Origin of the sequence: Streptomyces aureus, from assembly GCF_001418135.1 — a bacterium.
Classification (GTDB): Bacteria; Actinomycetota; Actinomycetes; order Streptomycetales; family Streptomycetaceae; genus Streptomyces; species Streptomyces aureus_A.
Genome location: NZ_LIPQ01000021.1, coordinates 1 through 16,932, shown reverse-complemented (window position 1 = coordinate 16,932; position 16,932 = coordinate 1). Strand labels below are relative to the sequence as shown.

Genomic DNA, 16,932 nt, shown 5'->3' with positions numbered 1-16,932 from the left:
CGACGTGGCCGCGCACTACCTCATCACCGAGGCTGGCTACTCGATCAGAGTCGACTCGTACGGTGATGCAGAGGCGAGTTGCCAGGTTCTGTCGTCTGGTGCGGGCGCCGACGGCGTGCTGATGCGCTCGCACGATGGTGAAGCCCCGCCCGATGACCACGTGAACGATTCAGCAACGGAGTGGTCACATGACCAGCTGGACGGCGACAATCTTGCCGGCCTCGCTGCCGGGGGGCTTGGTCATCGGTCGGAACGGTTGACGGTCCCCGTTGCGCGGCCCGCGAGCCAGACGGCGATCCGCTTCCGCAACTCCTTGTCGCCGCGGGGAGAGTCCCCATGTGCGTACCATTCCAGCTCTTGCAGGACGTTCTCAGAGCGGGCCGGGTGGCGCACTGCGACCACGTCGACACCGGCCTCGCCGGTCGAGCAGCTGATGTACACGCTGCTGTCGAGGGCCATCATGCCGAAGCCCGGGTGGCCCGCACGTATGCCGAGGAACGCCGATGCCGCACCCCGGCCCATGATGTCCCAGCGGTCCAGGAGCCGGACCCGGGTCCAGACCGCCGGAGCGGCACGGCGGCCATAGGGCTGGCTCCGCTCCCGCAGGACGGCTTGGTGCGTGTGCGTGCCGTGGGGAAGCAGGATGAGGAACTCGCGCCGGTGGTCGAGAAGACCGGAGGAGACCGCCAGGTCGTACCAGTCCTCGTTGAGACGCTCGACGAGTCGTGGGGTTTCGTACCGGTGGGAGAAGCGGCCGACGAAGTCCTCGGGGCGATATCCGAAGACAAACGGCATCGTGCCGTCCGGCACGGAGTTCGGGATCACCTCGAGACCGGCCCGCCGCAGCGGCCGGTACATCTTGCGCTCGCGCTCCTGGATACCCACCAGTCGATGTTCTACCAGGGTCAGCGCGCCAGGAATCCTCCGGCCCGGCTCTCCCTTGTGTCCCTCCCGACCTCCCGGATCGAACCGGTGCAGGATCAGACCGGTGCAGGATCAACCGCATGATCGGCCGGTCAGACCCTAGTACTGCAACGGTGCTTCCTGTGGTTTTCGGTTCCGGGATGACCACGATCTCGAATCAGGACACTCGGCATGCCTCCCGGCCGTCGCCTCCTTCGCCCACGCCGCGTCCGTGGACGCTTCGCTGTCATCCCCGCCTGTGAGGGCCGGTGGAACCACGTAGCAGCAGGCGGAGGCATGCGGATACGGTCCTGCCTGTGGCGCGGATTGAATCATGCACGCGTCACGTTAGGGAGGGAATTCATGCGCACACCCCTGTTCCGGCGTCTGGCCGCCACGGCTGCCACGCTGGGACTGACTTCCATCGCTCTGTTCGGTGCGGGCGCCGCGCCCGCCCATGCGGCGTTGAGCGACTGCCCCACGGGCTACTTCTGTGCGTGGGCGAACACCGACAGCACGGGCTCGATGTTCAAGACGCAGTCGAGCAAGGCGACACTGGGCACCTGGGACAACAAGTTCCGCCTGATCATCAACCGCACGCCGGGTTTCGCCTGCACCTTTGACGAGCCGAACTACGAGGACGGTGCCGGGCGGTACGGGAACGACGGCTATCCCACCAGCATCGCCAGCAGGTCCGTCAGTTCGGTGAAGATCGTCCGCACGATCCGGGAGTGCGAGGGACCCGCGTACCCCTACTGGCTCACGGAGACCTCGCCCAAGGCCGCAGGCTTCGGCGACATGAACGGCGACCGGAGGGCTGACGTCCTCGTCCGCGACCTGGTCGGACGCCTGTGGTTCCTGCCCGGTGACGGCAGTGGCCGTCTGGTCGGCACGGGCGGCTGGACCGCCTTCAACGCCATGGTCCGGCACGGCGATTTCAGCCGTGACAACCGCGAGGACGTGATCGTCCGCGAGGCGTCCACCGGCAAACTGTGGCTCTACCCCGGCACGGGGACCGGTGGCCTCGGCGCGCGCAAGCTGCTCGGCGCCGGCGGCTGGAACGCCATGAGCCGGATCGCCGCGTTCGGCGACCTGACCGGCGACGCGCGGGCCGACCTGCTCGCGGTGGAGAAGTCCACCGGCAAGCTGTGGCTGTACCCGGGCACCTCCACGGGTACCCTGGGCGCACGCAAGCTGCTCGGCACCGGCGGCTGGAACGCCATGAACGCCCTGGCGGGCGTCGGTGACATGAACGGCGACGGCCGAGCCGACCTCTACGCCCGCGAGGCGTCGACCGGCAAGCTCTGGCTCTACCCGGGCAAGGCCGGCGCGCTCGGTTCACGTGCGCTGGTCGGCAGCGGCGGCTGGAACGGCATGCCGACGATCATCGCCAACGGCGACTGGTCGGGCGACGGCCGCCCGGACCTCATCGCGACGAAGGCCGACGACGGCATGCTGTACCGGTACGCGGGTACGGGCAGAGGCGGTCTCGGAGCCGGCGACTGGCTCGGCGGCGGAGACTGGCACGACCTGAACGGCGCCTTCTGACGCGCGAAAGGGGCCCCGCCTGCGGGCGGGGCCTTGCGCGCACTCGGGACAACTGGCTTCGCGCCGCCAGGCTTCGGCTTCGCGGGCATCTCATGCACGGTCACCTCGCCCCCGCCGCCGGTCTCACCCCAGCGCTCGCGGGCGCCAGCAACGGGCTTCTCCAGCGGAGCCATCAGGTCGACGACCGGCGCGGCCGCCTTCTCCTCGCTGGCTGTCGATGCCGAGCAGCCTCTTTTGTTCACTGGTTCCGGCGCCGGTGGGTGATCAACAGCCGCGTGGATATCCCGGTGCGCAACGTCTGGCTGGGCCTCAGACTGCGGGCATGGACGAAAGCAGTAGGCCCGCAGCCTTCACGCCTGAAGCCAAGTCGAGTGAGTTACTGGGGTATTCGCCCGACACCCGGCTGCTGATCATCAACTGCGACGACTTCGGGATGTATCCAGCGATCAACGCCGCAGTGATTGAGTCGGTCGAAGAGGGCATCGCCAGTTCGTGCAGCCTGATGGTCCCGCCTCCCGCGGCGTCGCATGCCCTGGATCTGCTCAGGGGACGGCCGCAGGTCCCATTCGGGAACCACCTCACCCTGGTGTCCGACTCCCCAGCATGCTCTGGGGACCGCTGGCTGCCAGGGAACGGGTTCCTTCGATGCTTGACCCAGCAGGCGCGCTGTTTCCCCGACACCCGCCGGACGGGCGGCCCTGCTCGGCCAGGCTCGACCTGATGAGGTCGAGGTCGAATTCCGTGCCCAGATCGCTGCTGTCGCCGACACCGGGCTCACGCCGACCCATCTGGACTTTCATTGCCTGGCCGACGGCGGCCGCGACGACGTCCTCGACCCTACGGTCGCGCTGGCCGCAGAGCACGGTCTCGCCGTCCGGGTCTGGCTCGAACCAGCGCGCCAGTCGACGCGGCAGCAGGGCCTGCCAGTCACCGACAACGACTTCCTGGACAGCTTTTCCCTCGGCATCGAGGGGAATCCGGCTGTCCATCTGGACAGCGGGCCATCAAGCGGGAAGCTGTCATCAGCCTGCCTTCGTCCTCAGCTCGTGCCCGAGTGGAGGCGAGGCGGTAGGAGTCGGCGCCGGTCTCGACGATGGTGGCGTTGATCGTGAGCCGGTCGACGATGGCCGCGCGGAGGCGGGGGTCGGTGAACGTCTTGGTCCAGCCGCCGAACGACTCGTTGGAGGCGATCGCGACGCTGTTCTTCCCCCCGCGTTCGGTCAGAGCCTGGAAGAGGAGTTCGGCGCCGTGGCGGTCGACTTCCATGTAGCCGAGCGCATCGATGCAGAGGAGATCGACGCGGCCGTAGCGGGCGAGGGGGGGAACCGGGCATCCATGGCGCTGCTCATCTCGCGGGCGAGGGTGGCTTTCTCCCGAAGCGGCGAGCAGCACGGCGCGGACGTCGAGCGTCGGGTTCAGCCGGTCGCGGACGCGTGTGAGGTGAGGTTCAGGTCGTCGACGCCCTTGGCGTCGAGCCCGCCGGCCAACGTGGGTTTAACGACGTCGCCGGAGGCGACCATGGCGGCGTCGGTGAGCAGGCCGCGGGTCGGACCGGCGTCGATGAGAACTACGTCGAACTGGTCGCGGACGGCGTCGATCTCGGCCCGGAGGCAGGTCTCCGCTCCCGCGGGGCGTTCGGCCTCGGCAGGCCGAGCTGCGGGCCGGAGGGGACAACGTCCATGCCCTGAAAGCGGGTCGGGTAGGCGGCCTCGGCGAGGGTGTCGTCACCGAAGAAGACATGGATGAGGTCGCGGCGGTCGGCGGCATGCAGTCCCTCGGGGTAGACGGGCAGCAGCCACGCGGACAGGGCGTTCGCCCAGCCCTCCCCCGCCCTCAGGGCACGGACGGGCAGCGACATCAACGGCTGGGGCCAGCTCCAGGCGGAACTGGCCAAGCTGGAAACCCGGCGGGACCAGCGGATGGTGGATCTGGGTGCGTTCGAGAAGGCCGAGGCGGACCGGATCGCCACGTCCGCGGGGGTCTCCGTGATCGACGTCGTGGCTCTCGTACCCGCTCTCGGCCCTCAAGGGGCGCCCGGCGCGCCTGCGGATGCACGGCGGGTGACCGAGGTCGCTGTGGCGAGTCGGTTGACCAGCGGCCAGCCGAAACCTCCGCCACAAGGACCACGGTGTCGGAGCCCTCGGGCGCGAGCGGGGGGCACGAGCCTTTCGAGATAGGACCTGGTGCTGTCGCGTGCCGAGGCGACGGAACCCGCAGGGCGGTCGGTCGCGACGTCGACGCTCATCGTGTCCATCACGTCTCCCCGGTCTCTGGATCGCCCATGCCCGCTACTCCCTGCTGCCGCATCCGCCCCGACAAGCGGCGCACAGCCCGCTGTGGCTGCGCTGTGCCTCCACCCGCGTCACTGTTCGAGGTCGATTACCTCCCCACCGGAGACACGAAAATCTATCTCGGCCGGAGTAGACATTGAGTGGTGGCGTGGTTATGGTTTCTCTCGTAGCCCAGAGAGACAGCAGGGCCTGGCAGAGACGAACTACCGGCAAGCGGTACCAGCAGTACAGGTAGTTGCAGTTCGCAGGACGGTGCGGCGGTGGAGTTCCGAAGCCAGGGAAGTTGCAGGACGGCGACGGGGCCGACGGCCGGACCGGGTGGCCCGCAGTGATCAGGGGCCGCCGCAGCGGGACCGCGGTCATGGCAGGTGCGGTACCCGCGAGTGCAGTGCGCAGTACCCAGCAGTGAAGTCAGTGAGCGGTACCCCTGGTGAAGGCGTCGGCTGCGGACGCGCGCACCGGGAAGTTCGGCAGTGGGGTTCCAAGCCAGAGCAGACGCAGGACGGGCAACGGGGCTGGCTGCCGAAGAGTGACGCTGTCATAGGTCGCTCAGCAGTACGCATCACCCGCAGTACGCAGAACAAGCAGTACGCAGTACCCCGATGGTAGGAAGTTGATCACGAGGGAAGCACGGAGGAACGAAGCGCCATCAGGATCGCCCGGACGCGAAGTCTCGAGTCCGGGTACCGCAGGACATCGATAGCGAGGTGGTCTCCGGTCAAGCAACCGCGATCCCCGCGCCCCCGACAGCAGTCAGGTCGGGTCCGCGGACACAGGAGGCCGGCGCAGTATCAGGGCCGGCAGGTGGTGTAGTAGTTCCTTCGGGGCCCTGGTGCCGTACGGCACCAGGGCCCCTCAACGCGTTCCAGAGAGAGGTGCAGATGACAGCAGATGACTCGTACGGCCGTCTCGACGACGACGACTACCCCGCCTACACGATGGGCCGGGCCGCCGACATGCTCGGCACCACACAAGGATTCCTCCGCGCCATCGGCGAAGCCCGCCTCATCACCCCGCTGCGCTCCGAGGGCGGCCACCGCCGCTACTCCCGCTACCAGCTGCGCATCGCCGCCCGCGCCCGCGAACTCGTCGACCAGGGCACCCCGATCGAAGCCGCCTGCCGCATCATCGTCCTGGAAGACCAGCTCGAAGAGGCCCAGCGCATCAACGCCGAATACCGCCGCGCCGCCCAAGCGGCCGACCCGCCGACCGCGTCCTGAGACGTTGCGCTCCCCGCCGCACCTCGGCGGGTCCGCTCCCGCTTGGAGAAGCCCTTCTGGTGACGGGGTGTGCGTACGCGTTCGTCCCCGCTTGAAGACCTCCGGTCGATGCCGCTACGCCGCGGTTTCGGTGATGAGGACGGCAGCGGTTGTCGGGATCTGGACGTCACTCGTGGCCGCGACGGTCACGGCGTCCCGGACGGCCCGGGCGACTTCCAGGGGGTGGCGGCCGGGTGCGACCGCGAGCTGGACCTGAATGTGGCGGGCGGGCGGATCGTCCTGGTGCGTCACCCTGACGGGGTGGCCGCCCAGTGGGGCGGTGAGGCGCGCGACGCCCGGCACGGCCGACGCGACGTCGGCCAGCTCTCCGATCGGCCCTCGCAGGGGTTCTGCTGCGGTCGCGCGGGGGGAGCTTCGCGGGGGCGCTTCTTGGGACGGGGGCGGCACGACGTTCTCCACGCTCTGCAGCCCTCCGTCTGCCTCCGGGCCCTCGTGCAGATCCGTGACGCGCAGATCGGCTGTCACGGCGCTCAGGCCGAGTTCTTCGTCGGCTGCCGTGAGCAGGGCCGTCCTCAACTGTTCGGCTGCTTGAGGCACGGGTGTGGTCACGGACCCGGTGAAGGCCGCCTCGATGCCGAGCGGGCCGGGCGGGAGCGCGCCGGCGGGCGGGCGAACAGTCGGTTCGAGCACGGGTTCGTGCGGAATCGGGCCGATGCGCATGCTCTCCAGTCGAACGCCGGGAACCCCGGCGGCCTTCCGCCGGAGAGCCCGGACGGCCGCCTGTTCGGTGATCCACGTGCCGTCGTCCGGCCCCCCGAGGGGCAGCAGTCGCCCCAGGCCGAGCCCACCGCGTACTGACTGCATCAACGTCTCGGTCTTCACTTCTCCGCCTCTCCCTCGACCCACAAAGTCAGGATAAAACGGTCTAAAGTGAATGTAGATCTTATAGAGAATGCACGGCTGACTTCTCGAAGAAGGAGTGCCTGATGACTGAGCACACCGGCGCAAAGCGTGGCGGCGCGCCCGGCTCTCGTGGCCGGACATCCATCGCCGATGTGGTGGTGGAGAAGATCGCCGGGATGGCGGCACGGGACGTGCGCGGCGTCCATGCCCTGGGCAGCGGGTTCGCGCGCTCGATGGGATCCATGCGGGAGCGGATGCCTGGCGCCGGTAGCGGCAAGTCCGTCACCCGAGGGGTCAGCGTCGAGGTCGGTGAGGTACAGACGGCCATCGACCTGGAGCTCGTCGTCGACTACGGCGTCTCGATCACGGACGTGGCCGGGGCGGTGCGGGAGAACGTGATCTCCGCGGTGGAGCGGATGGCAGGTCGGGAAGTCGTGGAAGTCAACATCATGGTCGGCGATGTGAAGCTGCCCGACGAGGAGGACGAAGAGGACGAGGGGCAGGAGCGGCAGCGGCTCCAGTAACCGCACCGGAGGCGGTTACCGGGTGAAGGAGCGTGTGATGAGCAGATCCGTGGTGGGTTTGGCCGCCGGAATGGCGCTGGGTTTCGCCGCGTACTTCGGTGGCTTCTGGGCCTTCCTGCTGGTGCTGGTGCTGGGTGCCGTCGGACTCGTGGCCGGGCTTCTGATGGATGGCAATCTCGCCCCCGGTGACTTCGTACGCCGCCGGGACGATCAACAACGTATTCGTGACGACCAGCGCCGGGCACGGAGAGACTGGCAGCAGTGACCGGGGAAGCCGGAAGGCGCCCGACCGTGCCCCGCCGGGAGCGGGGTGCGACCACGGTCGCCGACCGGGTTGTCGCGAAGATCGCTGCCCAGGTGGCGCGTGAGGCCCTGAATGGTTTCACCGAGCCCACCGGGCACGTGCCTCCTGGCCACCGCACACCGCACGTGACGGCGGTGGTGCGAGGGGCACCGGAGAGGAACGGTCCGGAGAGGGCAGACGGTCCTGCCGGAAGCCGACCGGCGCTCGGGCATGCGCGGATGCGCATCGCCCTGGAACTGGGCTATCCGTCGGACATCGGGGCGCAGTGCGCGGCGGTGCGCCGAGAGGTCACCGAACGCGTCGCGGCATGGGCCGGTGTGGAGGTGTCCGACCTCGTGGTGGGCGTCGAGAGGCTGCACTCGGCCCACTCGCGGCGGACGGAACGGGAGAGGGTGAGATGAGCGCGCACACGGGGCGGCAGCGGCCCGGCGACAGCGACCTCCCCCCCGAACCCGAGCGGCCGGCTTCCTTCGCATCGGCCCCGGACACCGACACGACACCGGCGGAGAGAGAGCCGGTCGGATCGCCGCGTCGTTTCTGGTCCGCGCGGCGGGTTCCCGCGGTCATCGTGGCGCTGCTGTCCCTCGCAGCCGTCGGGCTGCTCCTGTACGACGTGGTCTCGGTACGGGCGGGGCGGCCCGGAATGGGCTGGCGGCGCCGGCTCGCGGATGAGCTGGCCACACGGCCGCTGGACGACGTCTGGATCATCGTCGGGGCCGCGGCGGCGATGGCCCTCGGCCTGTGCCTCGTTGTGCTGGCGGTGACACCGGGCCTGCGCAGACTGCTTCCCATGCGGCAGCCCCCCGGCAGTCGAGGCACAGGCGACGTCCGCGCCGGTCTCGACCGCCGGGCGGTGGCCCTGATCCTGCGCGACAGGGCCGTACGGGTATCCGGTGTCGAGTCGGCCCGGATCGACGTCGGGCGCCGGAAGATCAAAGCCCGGGCGCAGGTACATTTCCGTGATCTCGACGAGGTCCGTGCCGACCTCGATGCCGCGCTGGACGAAGCCGTGGCGTCCCTGGGTCTCGCCCGGCGACCCACGCTGACCGTCCACGTCCGACGCCCGAAGAAAGGCGGACGCTGATCCCGATGATCAAGACAGTGAACCGGGTGCTGCTGGGGCTGCTCGGCCTCGGGCTGTTCGCCTTGGGCGGCGGCGTGCTACTGGGCGGTCTGGATCTCCAGCACCGATGGGGTTTCGACATGCCGGGCTGGTGGCCCTTCCGCGGCCCGGCCGATGTCGTCCTCGGCGACGAGGGACGCCTTCGGTGGCGGGCGGAGGGCTGGTGGTGGCCGACCGTCATCGCGGTGCTCGCCGTGCTGCTGGTGCTGCTGCTGTGGTGGCTCTGGACACTGCTGCGCAAAGACCGGCTGCACCAGGTCCTCGTCGACAGCCAGGACGGCACGGCGGCCCGGCTCGAGGGCCGCGCCCTGGAGGACGTGATCGAGAAAGAGGCGCAAGCCTTGGACGGAGTCGCACGGGCGCGGGTGCGCCTGGGGGGCCGACGTACCGCACCGGTCGTAAGAGCGCGGCTTTGGCTGGAGCCTCATGCGGAACCGGAACGGATCCTGGACCGACTCGACCGGGACACCCTCGTACACGCACGGGACTCGGCGGGCCTGGACCGTCTGCCGGCGGAGGTAAGCCTCCGGGAAGTCCGTCACCGTGCCCATCGGGTCGACTGAGAATTTCCGCCGTGATCGGGGCGTCCTGTGGATCCTCGGGCGGTCGGTCACGCAGTCGGCAGACGCCGTCACTGGTAGGCGGCTCGGCCCCGAGCCGACGCAGCCCCCGTGGTCGAGTCTTCATCTGGCCGTCCTGCCGCAGGGAGGCGCAGCACGATGTTCCTCTTCCTGATTCTTCTCAGCAGCGCCATCGCACTGATGGTCATCGGCGCTGTCGTGGACGGAATGCTGTACCTGCTCTCCACCGGAGTGCTGCTTCTCGTCGCCGCCGTGCTGTACCTGCTGGTGCGCTCGATCCTGCGCTCCCGCCGAGGCCGCCCCACCACGCTCTGACGGCGGGGGCCAGCCCACCGCGGTCTGTGGAAGTGGCCCCCCACCAGCCTTCGCACGGTCCTCCGGATGGCCGGCGAGTGAGTGAGGCGGCCCGCACCTCGACCACTAGGACTTGTCCGGCCGATCATGGTTCCGGCTGTTGGGGCACGGCGGGGCTTCAGTCTGTCGAGGTCATAGTCGGCCTGCGATGTCGTGTGCCAGGGTGACGGTGTGGATTGGCAGTCTGAGAGCCCGGAGATCTGGGCATTTTTGGAGACCTTGCACCGCGGCGACATCTTGTCTGGCACCGTTGCGGCGATCGAGCGGTTCGGGGTCTTCGTGGCCCTGGACGACGGACCTGCCCATCCCCTCTTCCCCGGTGTCGGGTTCATCGTCATGCCCGAACTGTCCTGGCGGCACATCGACGCCCCCACCGATGTCGTTCACGTAAGCCAGCGTGTCTCGTGCGAGTTCCTCCAGTTCGACACCTACCACGCGGAGGCCAGACTGTCCTTGAAGGCGCTGGAGCCCGACCCATTGCGGGCTTTCGCCGACCGCACGCCGGTGGGTCAGGCAATCCGCGGGACAGTGGAGAAGACGGTTCCCATCGGCGTCTTCGTCGAGCTCGGAGACGGGATCGTCGGGCTGATCCCCTCCAGAGAGATCGACGGTCGGCCCGCGGTGAGTCCGGTGGAAGACTTCCAGGCCGGAGAGGAGATCACCGTCTTCGTCACGGAAATCGACCTGCCGACCCGTCGAATCTTTCTTTCCAGGCCGAAGAACGCCCAGCACGAAGGTGTCGTGCCGGCCACGTGCCAGCCAGCGTGCTCCAGCCGTTGCTGCGAGCATGGGGCGGGGTGATCTGCGTGATGCCGAGTGGGAACGGCTGCGGCCATTCCTGCCGGTCAGCAACCGGCGGTGTGGCAGGTGACGGGATCACCGGCAGGTGATCGACGGGATCCTGCACCGGGTGCGGACCGGAGTGCAGTGGCGTGACCTGCCCGAACTTCCGAGTAGCAGTTCCGGGCGGTCGCCACTCGCTACGACAAGCGCGGTTGCGTCTTCCTCGGCACCGCCACTGCGGCGGCCGTCGCGATCTGGCTCCGCACATGATCGGCCGGACAAGTCCTAGGTGTGTGGCAAGAAAGACGGCGATGTAGTGCAGGAAGCAGAGAACGCCGGCCCCACACTCCTTACGTACGCCGGGACCCTCCCCGCCAGCCCGGGGAGCAGGCCCTTGCGGGGCCCTTCCCGGGCATGCTCAGGTGCGCCCCCGCAGACACGGGAGCACATGCGCCACCAGCCATGGCAGTCGGCCCCGGGGCAATCGTCCCGTCGGCGATGACCGGCCGGCCCCGACCGCCCCCGTAGGCACGATAGGCAGGCCCACGATCCCGCCCGACGCCCGCGGAGCCGGAACCATCACCGAGCAGGCCCAGCCACCGGCGGACGTCCACCCAGGAATCGGAGCAGACGGCTCCGGGCAACACCGAGCCAGACGACTCCGGGCAACGCCGAGCCAGATGGCTCCGCATTGTGGCCGCAAACCGACCACTTCGGTCAGTCCCGTTGGTCGACCACGGCGCAGAGGCCCGGCCGGCCGTCGCCATGCGGTCGAGGCCACCGGTGAAGAGAAGGGCCAGTACGTGGGGCCGCGGCGCGGTGTCCACGCGGGCCACGAGGGCCGGACCTGGGCGGTGATCACCCATGGGCCCGGTGGCAAGCAGGCCGCGGACACGTCAGCACACGTCAGCACACCGGCAACACCCGCCACACCCGCCACACCCGCGCGGGCCGGCGAACAGGGTCACACGGAATCAGGTCCTCGACGTACGCCCCGCGTCCATCCCCGCACGCGGCGAACCCGGTTGAGACACGGAGGACCCCGAACGTGAAACGGCAGCCGGCCCAACGGGGGCTGATCACCGCCACGACCGCCCGGCCCGCGCCGGCGGGAGCCGGCCCGACCCGGCTCACGGCACCAAGGACTTCCGCCCCTCCAGGACCCAGCCTTCACATGCCCGAGAGCCGGCTCCTAAAGCCGGAAGCACAAACCCCTTGACCAATGGTCAAGAAGTGTTGACCATTGGGGACATGCCTACGGATGATCTTCCCGAGACGTTCCACGTCACCACCGACGAACAGCTACGCGCCGTTTCCAATCTCACGCGTCACCGGATCATGGCCGTGCTCCGCTTCGAACCCGCGACGATTACGCAGATCGCCGAGCGAGTGGGCCTCGCGAAGGGAAGTTCCAGCTACCACGTACGGCTGCTGGAGCGGGCCGGCCTGGTCAAGGTGGTGCGCACGCGGAAGGTCCGGGGCGTCACCGAGCGGTACTACGCCATGGCCGCGCGGGCGATCGTGCTGCCGGACCCGGGCGAGGGAGGGCCCGATGTGCTCATGCGGCATGCGGTGGCCGACCTGGAAGCAGCACCGGCGGACAGTGAACGGCACGTAGGGATGGCGCACCTGCGGCTCACCGAAGAGCAGTTCGCGCAGCTGGGGGCGCGGTTGCAGGCACTGGCAGACGAGTACCGGCAGCTGTCCGATCCCTCGCTGCCGGACGCCTCACTCGTCTTCGCACTGTTCCACCCGGCATCGCGCGAGCAGGCAGAAGGAGACGCCAAGTGACTGAAGAGACAAGGAAACTGCCGACGGGGTTCGGGCGACTGTGGACCGCGCAGACGGTGTCCTCACTCGGTGACGGGGTGTCGCATGCCGCGCTGCCGCTGCTCGCGCTGACACTGACGCGCGATCCCATGGCGCTCGCCGTCGTCACCGCCGCCGGGACGCTGCCGTGGCTGCTCTTCGGAGTAGTCGGCGGCGCCCTGGTAGACCGCTGGGACCGCCGGCGCACCATGTGGGTGGCGGACGCGGCACGTGCGGCGCTGCTCGCGATACCGGCGGCGGCCGCGGCACTCGACATGCTGAGCATTTCACTGCTCGCGGCCGTAGCCTTCCTCCTCGGCCTGGGCGGACTCTTCTTCGACACCGCGGCCACCGCCTACCTGCCAGACCTCCTCAGCCGCGACCCCCGGCTCCTGGAACGTGCCAACTCGCGCCTGCGCGGCGCCCAGACCGCCATGTCAGGCTTCGCGGGACCACCCGCGGGCAGTGCGCTGCTCACCCTCGGGCGGGCGGTTCCGCTGCTCGCCGACGCGGTCTCCTTCGCGCTCTCCGCACTGCTCGTACGGTCGCTGCCCGCCACACCCCGACCCGCACCACAGGCCCGCGAGTCACTGCTCCGCCAGGCACGAGCCGGCGCCGCCCACGTCTTCCGGAACCGGCTGCTGCTCGGACTCGCGCTGCGCCCGGCAGTCGGCAACATCGCCTTCCTCGCCGTGGAGACCGTCCTCGCCCTCTTCGCCCACGAGCGCCTCGGCCTCGACCCCCTCGGTTTCGGCCTGCTCCTCACCGCGGAGGCCGCCGGCGGCCTGCTCGGCGCGGCCATCGCCTCCTCCCTCGGCCGGCGACTGGGCACCGGCACCGCACTGACCTGCACAGCCGCAGTCGAGGGACTCGCCATCCTGGGCCTTGCCGCCGCCCCGGACCCCTACACCGCCGGCCTCGCACTCGCCGTCTGCGGCGCGGGCATGGGCGCCACGATGGTCCTCGCCCCCTCCCTCCGTCAGGCCATCGTCCCCGCCCACCTGATCGGCCGGGTCACCTCCACCTCCCGCATGCTCGCCATGTGCGCAGCACCCTTCGGCGCCCTCCTGGGCGGCTGGCTGGCCACCACCTACGACGTCCGCACCCCGCTCTACATCGCCGCCGGCCTCCTCCTGACCATGACCGCCCTCACATCGACCATGACCAGCAACCACCAGATCGAAGCAGCACTCCGGACAGCCACCACCCCGCCCAGCGAACCAGACCACCCAGGAACCAAAAGCCCCGCACCAGAACGCCCCCAACAGGACCCGGCTCGCAAACCGGCCGGACACACCACCACCACAGACATCGAAATGCCAAGTCGCCCCCGGCCGTCCCGGGAGGATTCCATGCCCACGGGGTGAACTGGACGCACATACGCGACGGATCGTCCGACACAGATCGCGTTCCCGAGCTCCTGGAGCGGGCGGAGCGACAAGGCGACGCAGAAGCGTGGAAGAAACTGGGATGGCCGCTCGTCCTTGAGCACGCCCTGCTGTCTGCCGCCGGTTTCGCTGCCCTGCCACGCCTGGTGCGCCTCGCACCACACAGCCCGCAGGCACGCGGCCTGGCCGGGAAGCTCTTGGAGCGCGCGGCCGGGCGGCACGGCTCCGATGATCTGCCGGCGGACTGCGCCAGCCCCTCGAGTCCGGGAATCGCCCACGCGCGCATCGAATGGGGCGCATGGGCGCATCATGAGCTGCCGGTCCGAGGGCTGGAGACGCACGAGGAGCCGTACATCGGCGCGGAGCGGCTCAACGGAGCGCCTCGGGAACTCGTCCTGCTGGGATGAAGCGCCGACCTGAGGAGAGTCCGCATCCTGCGGATGACGTCAGGCCGTCGGCTGGGGCCCGGCGCGCGCTGCGGGCCCAGTGCCGTTCGGCAGGGACTGGATCACTCCGTCGTGCGCAGGGGTCCGGCCCGCTCGAACGCGCCGGACCGCCGGTGAGGACGGCCGCGCCTACGGCCGGGACACCGACGTCCGCGTCCACGCGAGGTGGGCGAAGAGCCTGCCGGAGCCCCGGGCCGCGATCGAGGTCGCGTACGCGCTCGCGCGGTCCTCCGCCGACATCCTCAGCCAAGGGCCCGTTCCGCCGTCCCCGGCGAGCCCAGACGCAACAAGCCGTGCGATTGCCCAGCAGGTCGATCACCAGGGCGTCGGTGCAGTTCCCTCGTAGGGCGTCCGGTCGAAGAGCTCACCTCGTTCCGGCCGGTCCGGCGGAGACCGTAGGCTCTGGGCATGGTGGGTATGCAGCAGGACGGAGCCGCACGAGGGCCGGGGCGCCCGCGCGAGGAGCGGGTCACGGGAGCAGTCCTGACCGCGGTCGTGGACCTCGTCACCGAGCAGGGGATCGGGGCGGTCACGATGGACGCCGTCGCGTCCCGCGCCGGGGTGAGCAAGCCGGCCATGTATCGCCGGTGGCCCACCAAGCAGGATCTGATCATCGCCGCTGCCGAGAGCCGTCTCGGCGTCCTGTCGGTGCCCGATCTGGGCGACTTCCGCGCCGAGCTCCGCCTTGTCCTCACCGCTCGCCTGGAAACGTATCGGCTGCCGGGGTCGGACCGGCTGATTGCGGGCCTGATCGGGGCGGCGGCCGAGACGGGCGCGGGACGAGGCCAGTACGCGGAGTACACCGAGCGGATCACGGGGGAGACGAGGCGCATCCTCGAGCGGGGGATGGCCCGCGGTGACGTGGACCCGGACACCGATGTCCGGGCCGCGACCACTCTGGTGGCCGCTCCGCTGCTCTTCCGGCTGATCGGTGAGCAGGAGATGCCCGACGCACGCTTCGTGGAGACGCTGGTCGAGCTCGTGGCCCGAGCTGTGGGCCCGACCGGCTGACGCCTGGCATCAACGGCTTTCCCACGCCTCATTTTTTCGTGCCGCCAAGCCCTTGCCTCACCACACCCCAATAACGATACTTCCGGTAACGATTTTGCCCCGGCCGTTACGGAGGACTCATGGACAGCGCCGTCACCACCCCCGCCCCCGCGCTCGACAAGCCGTTGATGCACTACGGCAAGCGCACGCTCAACCGCATCGCGCCGGACATGGCCCAGCCCGACTACCGGCTCCTGGACATCTGCCCGCTCACTCCGCATATCGGCGCCGAGATCGAGGGCGTAGACCTCTCGCTTCCGATCGGCGAGGACGTCGCGGAGGAGATCCGGCAGGCGCTGCTGGAGTGGAAGGTGCTCTTCTTCCGCGACCAGCACGGCTTCGACCCGCAGTCCCAGCTCGCCTTCTCCGCATTGTGGGGCGAGCCGGAGGCCAACCCGTTCTTCCCCAAGGGCGACACGGCCGGAGTGTCCCGGCTGGCCAAGGACGCCATGGCCATGGGGACCGAGAACATCTGGCACAGCGACCACTCGTTCATGGCCGCGCCCGCACTCGGCTCCGTCCTCCGCGCCGTCGAGGTCCCGTCCGCCGGCGGCGACACGATGTGGGCGGACATGGCGGCCGCCTACGACAACCTCACCGAGTCCATGAAGGACCGCATCGAAGACCTCACCGCGGTGCACGACTGGGTGCCCAGCTGGGGTTCGCTGATGACCGAGGCCCAGCTCGCCGCGCACCGTGCGAACCTGCCGGCCGTCGAGCACCCCGTCGTCGTCCGCCATCCGCGCACCGGCCGCAAGCTGCTCTACGTCAACGAGCCCTTCACCACCCGCATCGTCGGCCTGTCGGACGTGGAGAGCCGCGAACTGCTGGGCGAGCTCGTCCTCCAGTCCCGGATCCCCGAGTACCAGGTGCGCTTCCGCTGGCAGCCGGGCTCCGTCGCGATCTGGGACAACATCGCCACCCAGCACTACGCGATCAACGACTACTTCCCGCAGCGCCGTGTCATGGAGCGCATCGCCATCGCCGGCGTCCGCCTCTCCTGAACCAGCCTCCCGGCCCCTCCCCCTCCCCACCCAGTCCCCGCGGAGCCCCTGTGACCGACACCGACGTCGCACCCGCTGTGCCCGCCGGCCCCCCGAAGGCGCCGAGCAGAACGAGACGCCGTGCCTGGATCGTCACGGCGCTGCTCGTGGTCTTCATGATGATCAATTTCGCCGACAAGTCCGTCCTCGGTCTGGCCGCGGACGCGATCCGACAGGACCTCGGCCTGTCCGCATCGGCCTTCGGACTCGCCAGCAGCGCCTTCTTCCTGCTGTTCTCGATCTCCGGTGCCGCGGTGGGGCTGCTCGCCGACCGCGTACGGCCGAAGTGGCTGCTGCTGACCATGGCCGTCCTGTGGTCCGTCTCCCAGGCGCCGCTGGCGATCGGAGGAGGGCTCGCGGTCCTCATCGCCTCTCGTGTTCTCCTCGGCGCCGCCGAGGGGCCCGCCTACCCGGTCGCCCAGCAGACGACCCTGTCCTGGTTCCCCAACCACCGGCGCAACCTGCCCGGGGCGCTGATCGTCCTGGGAATCACGCTGGGCGTCCTGGTCGCCGCTCCCGTACTGACGTGGTTGATCAACCATCACGGCTGGCGCTCGGCCGTCGCCGCGGTGGCGCTGGTCGGCGTGGTGTGGACGCTGCTGTGGATTCCCTTCGGCGGGGAAGGGCCGTACGCGACCACGTCGGACAACGGCTCCCCGGCC

Annotated in this window: 19 protein-coding genes and 3 pseudogenes; 17 read left to right on the top strand and 5 right to left on the bottom strand. The window is 69.5% G+C overall.

Going from position 1 to position 16,932, the window contains the following annotated elements; translation table 11 throughout:
- Positions 1 to 240 precede the first annotated feature (240 nt).
- Entirely contained in the window at positions 241 to 885 is a 645-nt protein-coding gene (locus tag AOK00_RS02445) for a hypothetical protein (RefSeq protein ID WP_254047214.1), read from the bottom strand.
- 381 nt (positions 886 to 1,266) lie between these two features.
- Between AOK00_RS02445 and AOK00_RS02440 the strand changes: the two genes are divergently transcribed.
- The gene (locus tag AOK00_RS02440) at positions 1,267 to 2,451 is read left to right on the top strand and encodes an FG-GAP-like repeat-containing protein (protein WP_055598667.1); all 1,185 of its coding nucleotides are present in this window, start codon (positions 1,267 to 1,269) and stop codon (positions 2,449 to 2,451) included.
- Positions 2,452 to 2,773: 322 nt separating this feature from the next.
- Positions 2,774 to 3,434 (top strand): annotated as a pseudogene (locus AOK00_RS41545) (ChbG/HpnK family deacetylase); the annotation flags it as partial.
- Between the two features lie 55 nt (positions 3,435 to 3,489).
- Here the strand turns inward: AOK00_RS41545 and AOK00_RS36660 are convergent.
- From AOK00_RS36660 to AOK00_RS02430, 3 genes and pseudogenes are all read right to left on the bottom strand, one after another.
- Positions 3,490 to 3,768 (bottom strand): annotated as a pseudogene (locus AOK00_RS36660) (ATP-binding protein); the annotation flags it as partial.
- A 98-nt stretch (positions 3,769 to 3,866) separates the two neighbouring features.
- Positions 3,867 to 4,049 (bottom strand): ParA family protein, encoded by a 183-nt coding sequence (locus AOK00_RS41275; RefSeq protein ID WP_079041802.1) that lies wholly within the window; start codon positions 4,047 to 4,049, stop codon positions 3,867 to 3,869.
- The gene (locus AOK00_RS02430; RefSeq protein WP_159041675.1) at positions 4,019 to 4,345 is read right to left on the bottom strand and encodes a hypothetical protein; all 327 of its coding nucleotides are present in this window, start codon (positions 4,343 to 4,345) and stop codon (positions 4,019 to 4,021) included. Before AOK00_RS02430 ends, AOK00_RS41275 begins: the two co-directional genes overlap by 31 nt.
- A 1,278-nt stretch (positions 4,346 to 5,623) precedes the next feature.
- Here AOK00_RS02430 and AOK00_RS02425 point away from each other — a divergent pair.
- The gene (locus AOK00_RS02425; RefSeq protein ID WP_055598664.1) at positions 5,624 to 5,962 is read left to right on the top strand and encodes a MerR family transcriptional regulator; all 339 of its coding nucleotides are present in this window, start codon (positions 5,624 to 5,626) and stop codon (positions 5,960 to 5,962) included.
- A gap of 114 nt (positions 5,963 to 6,076) precedes the next feature.
- Here AOK00_RS02425 and AOK00_RS02420 read toward each other — a convergent pair whose 3' ends face one another.
- Positions 6,077 to 6,826 carry a hypothetical protein gene (locus AOK00_RS02420; protein WP_055598686.1) on the bottom strand — a complete coding sequence of 250 codons (750 nt, stop codon included), beginning with the start codon at positions 6,824 to 6,826 and terminating at the stop codon, positions 6,077 to 6,079.
- 122 nt (positions 6,827 to 6,948) lie between these two features.
- Here AOK00_RS02420 and AOK00_RS02415 point away from each other — a divergent pair, with 122 nt between their 5' ends.
- The 14 genes and pseudogenes from AOK00_RS02415 to AOK00_RS02360 all read left to right on the top strand — a co-directional run.
- On the top strand, positions 6,949 to 7,389 hold the full coding sequence (locus AOK00_RS02415; protein WP_055598663.1) for an Asp23/Gls24 family envelope stress response protein: 441 nt from the start codon (positions 6,949 to 6,951) through the stop codon (positions 7,387 to 7,389).
- 37 nt (positions 7,390 to 7,426) lie between these two features.
- Positions 7,427 to 7,654, top strand: a complete 228-nt coding sequence (locus AOK00_RS02410; protein WP_055598662.1) for a hypothetical protein — start codon at positions 7,427 to 7,429, stop codon at positions 7,652 to 7,654.
- Positions 7,651 to 8,094 carry a hypothetical protein gene (locus tag AOK00_RS02405; RefSeq protein WP_055598661.1) on the top strand — a complete coding sequence of 148 codons (444 nt, stop codon included), beginning with the start codon at positions 7,651 to 7,653 and terminating at the stop codon, positions 8,092 to 8,094. Before AOK00_RS02410 ends, AOK00_RS02405 begins: the two co-directional genes overlap by 4 nt.
- Positions 8,091 to 8,777, top strand: a complete 687-nt coding sequence (locus AOK00_RS02400) for a DUF6286 domain-containing protein (protein ID WP_055598660.1) — start codon at positions 8,091 to 8,093, stop codon at positions 8,775 to 8,777. Before AOK00_RS02405 ends, AOK00_RS02400 begins: the two co-directional genes overlap by 4 nt.
- Before the next feature lie 5 nt (positions 8,778 to 8,782).
- Positions 8,783 to 9,379, top strand: coding sequence for an alkaline shock response membrane anchor protein AmaP (gene amaP / locus AOK00_RS02395; protein ID WP_055598659.1), 597 nt, complete (start codon positions 8,783 to 8,785; stop codon positions 9,377 to 9,379).
- A 156-nt stretch (positions 9,380 to 9,535) separates the two neighbouring features.
- Positions 9,536 to 9,712, top strand: a complete 177-nt coding sequence (locus AOK00_RS39365) for a hypothetical protein (RefSeq protein ID WP_173861489.1) — start codon at positions 9,536 to 9,538, stop codon at positions 9,710 to 9,712.
- Between the two features lie 210 nt (positions 9,713 to 9,922).
- Positions 9,923 to 10,552, top strand: a complete 630-nt coding sequence (locus tag AOK00_RS02390; protein WP_055598658.1) for a S1 RNA-binding domain-containing protein — start codon at positions 9,923 to 9,925, stop codon at positions 10,550 to 10,552.
- A pseudogene (locus AOK00_RS39935) lies at positions 10,539 to 10,697 on the top strand (transposase); the annotation flags it as partial. The gene AOK00_RS02390 and the pseudogene AOK00_RS39935, both read left to right, overlap by 14 nt.
- Positions 10,698 to 11,785: 1,088 nt before the next feature.
- Complete coding sequence (locus AOK00_RS02385; protein WP_055598685.1) at positions 11,786 to 12,325, top strand: ArsR/SmtB family transcription factor; 540 nt, start codon at positions 11,786 to 11,788, stop codon at positions 12,323 to 12,325.
- Positions 12,322 to 13,710: an MFS transporter gene (locus AOK00_RS02380; protein ID WP_079041799.1), complete on the top strand. Its 1,389-nt coding sequence runs from the start codon at positions 12,322 to 12,324 to the stop codon at positions 13,708 to 13,710. Before AOK00_RS02385 ends, AOK00_RS02380 begins: the two co-directional genes overlap by 4 nt.
- A complete protein-coding gene (locus AOK00_RS02375) occupies positions 13,707 to 14,138 on the top strand; it encodes a hypothetical protein (RefSeq protein ID WP_055598657.1) in 432 nt (143 codons plus the stop codon). Before AOK00_RS02380 ends, AOK00_RS02375 begins: the two co-directional genes overlap by 4 nt.
- A gap of 447 nt (positions 14,139 to 14,585) precedes the next feature.
- Positions 14,586 to 15,188 carry a TetR/AcrR family transcriptional regulator gene (locus AOK00_RS02370; RefSeq protein ID WP_055598656.1) on the top strand — a complete coding sequence of 201 codons (603 nt, stop codon included), beginning with the start codon at positions 14,586 to 14,588 and terminating at the stop codon, positions 15,186 to 15,188.
- Between the two features lie 119 nt (positions 15,189 to 15,307).
- Positions 15,308 to 16,231: a TauD/TfdA dioxygenase family protein gene (locus tag AOK00_RS02365; protein WP_055598655.1), complete on the top strand. Its 924-nt coding sequence runs from the start codon at positions 15,308 to 15,310 to the stop codon at positions 16,229 to 16,231.
- Between the two features lie 50 nt (positions 16,232 to 16,281).
- Positions 16,282 to 16,932 (top strand): MFS transporter (locus AOK00_RS02360; protein WP_159041674.1); only part of this gene is annotated, 651 nt, incomplete at its 3' end.

Excerpts from the sequence above, each read along its gene's own strand:
- AOK00_RS02440 (WP_055598667.1), top strand. The coding sequence starts at position 1,267 with ATGCGCACACCCCTGTTCCGGCGTCTGGCCGCCACGGCTGCCACGCTG.
- AOK00_RS02425 (WP_055598664.1), top strand. The coding sequence starts at position 5,624 with ATGACAGCAGATGACTCGTACGGCCGTCTCGACGACGACGACTACCCC.
- AOK00_RS02420 (WP_055598686.1), bottom strand. The coding sequence starts at position 6,826 with ATGCAGTCAGTACGCGGTGGGCTCGGCCTGGGGCGACTGCTGCCCCTC.
- AOK00_RS02415 (WP_055598663.1), top strand. The coding sequence starts at position 6,949 with ATGACTGAGCACACCGGCGCAAAGCGTGGCGGCGCGCCCGGCTCTCGT.
- AOK00_RS02410 (WP_055598662.1), top strand. The coding sequence starts at position 7,427 with ATGAGCAGATCCGTGGTGGGTTTGGCCGCCGGAATGGCGCTGGGTTTC.
- AOK00_RS02400 (WP_055598660.1), top strand. The coding sequence starts at position 8,091 with ATGAGCGCGCACACGGGGCGGCAGCGGCCCGGCGACAGCGACCTCCCC.
- amaP (WP_055598659.1), top strand. The coding sequence starts at position 8,783 with ATGATCAAGACAGTGAACCGGGTGCTGCTGGGGCTGCTCGGCCTCGGG.
- AOK00_RS39365 (WP_173861489.1), top strand. The coding sequence starts at position 9,536 with ATGTTCCTCTTCCTGATTCTTCTCAGCAGCGCCATCGCACTGATGGTC.
- AOK00_RS02385 (WP_055598685.1), top strand. The coding sequence starts at position 11,786 with ATGCCTACGGATGATCTTCCCGAGACGTTCCACGTCACCACCGACGAA.
- AOK00_RS02370 (WP_055598656.1), top strand. The coding sequence starts at position 14,586 with ATGGTGGGTATGCAGCAGGACGGAGCCGCACGAGGGCCGGGGCGCCCG.
- AOK00_RS02365 (WP_055598655.1), top strand. The coding sequence starts at position 15,308 with ATGGACAGCGCCGTCACCACCCCCGCCCCCGCGCTCGACAAGCCGTTG.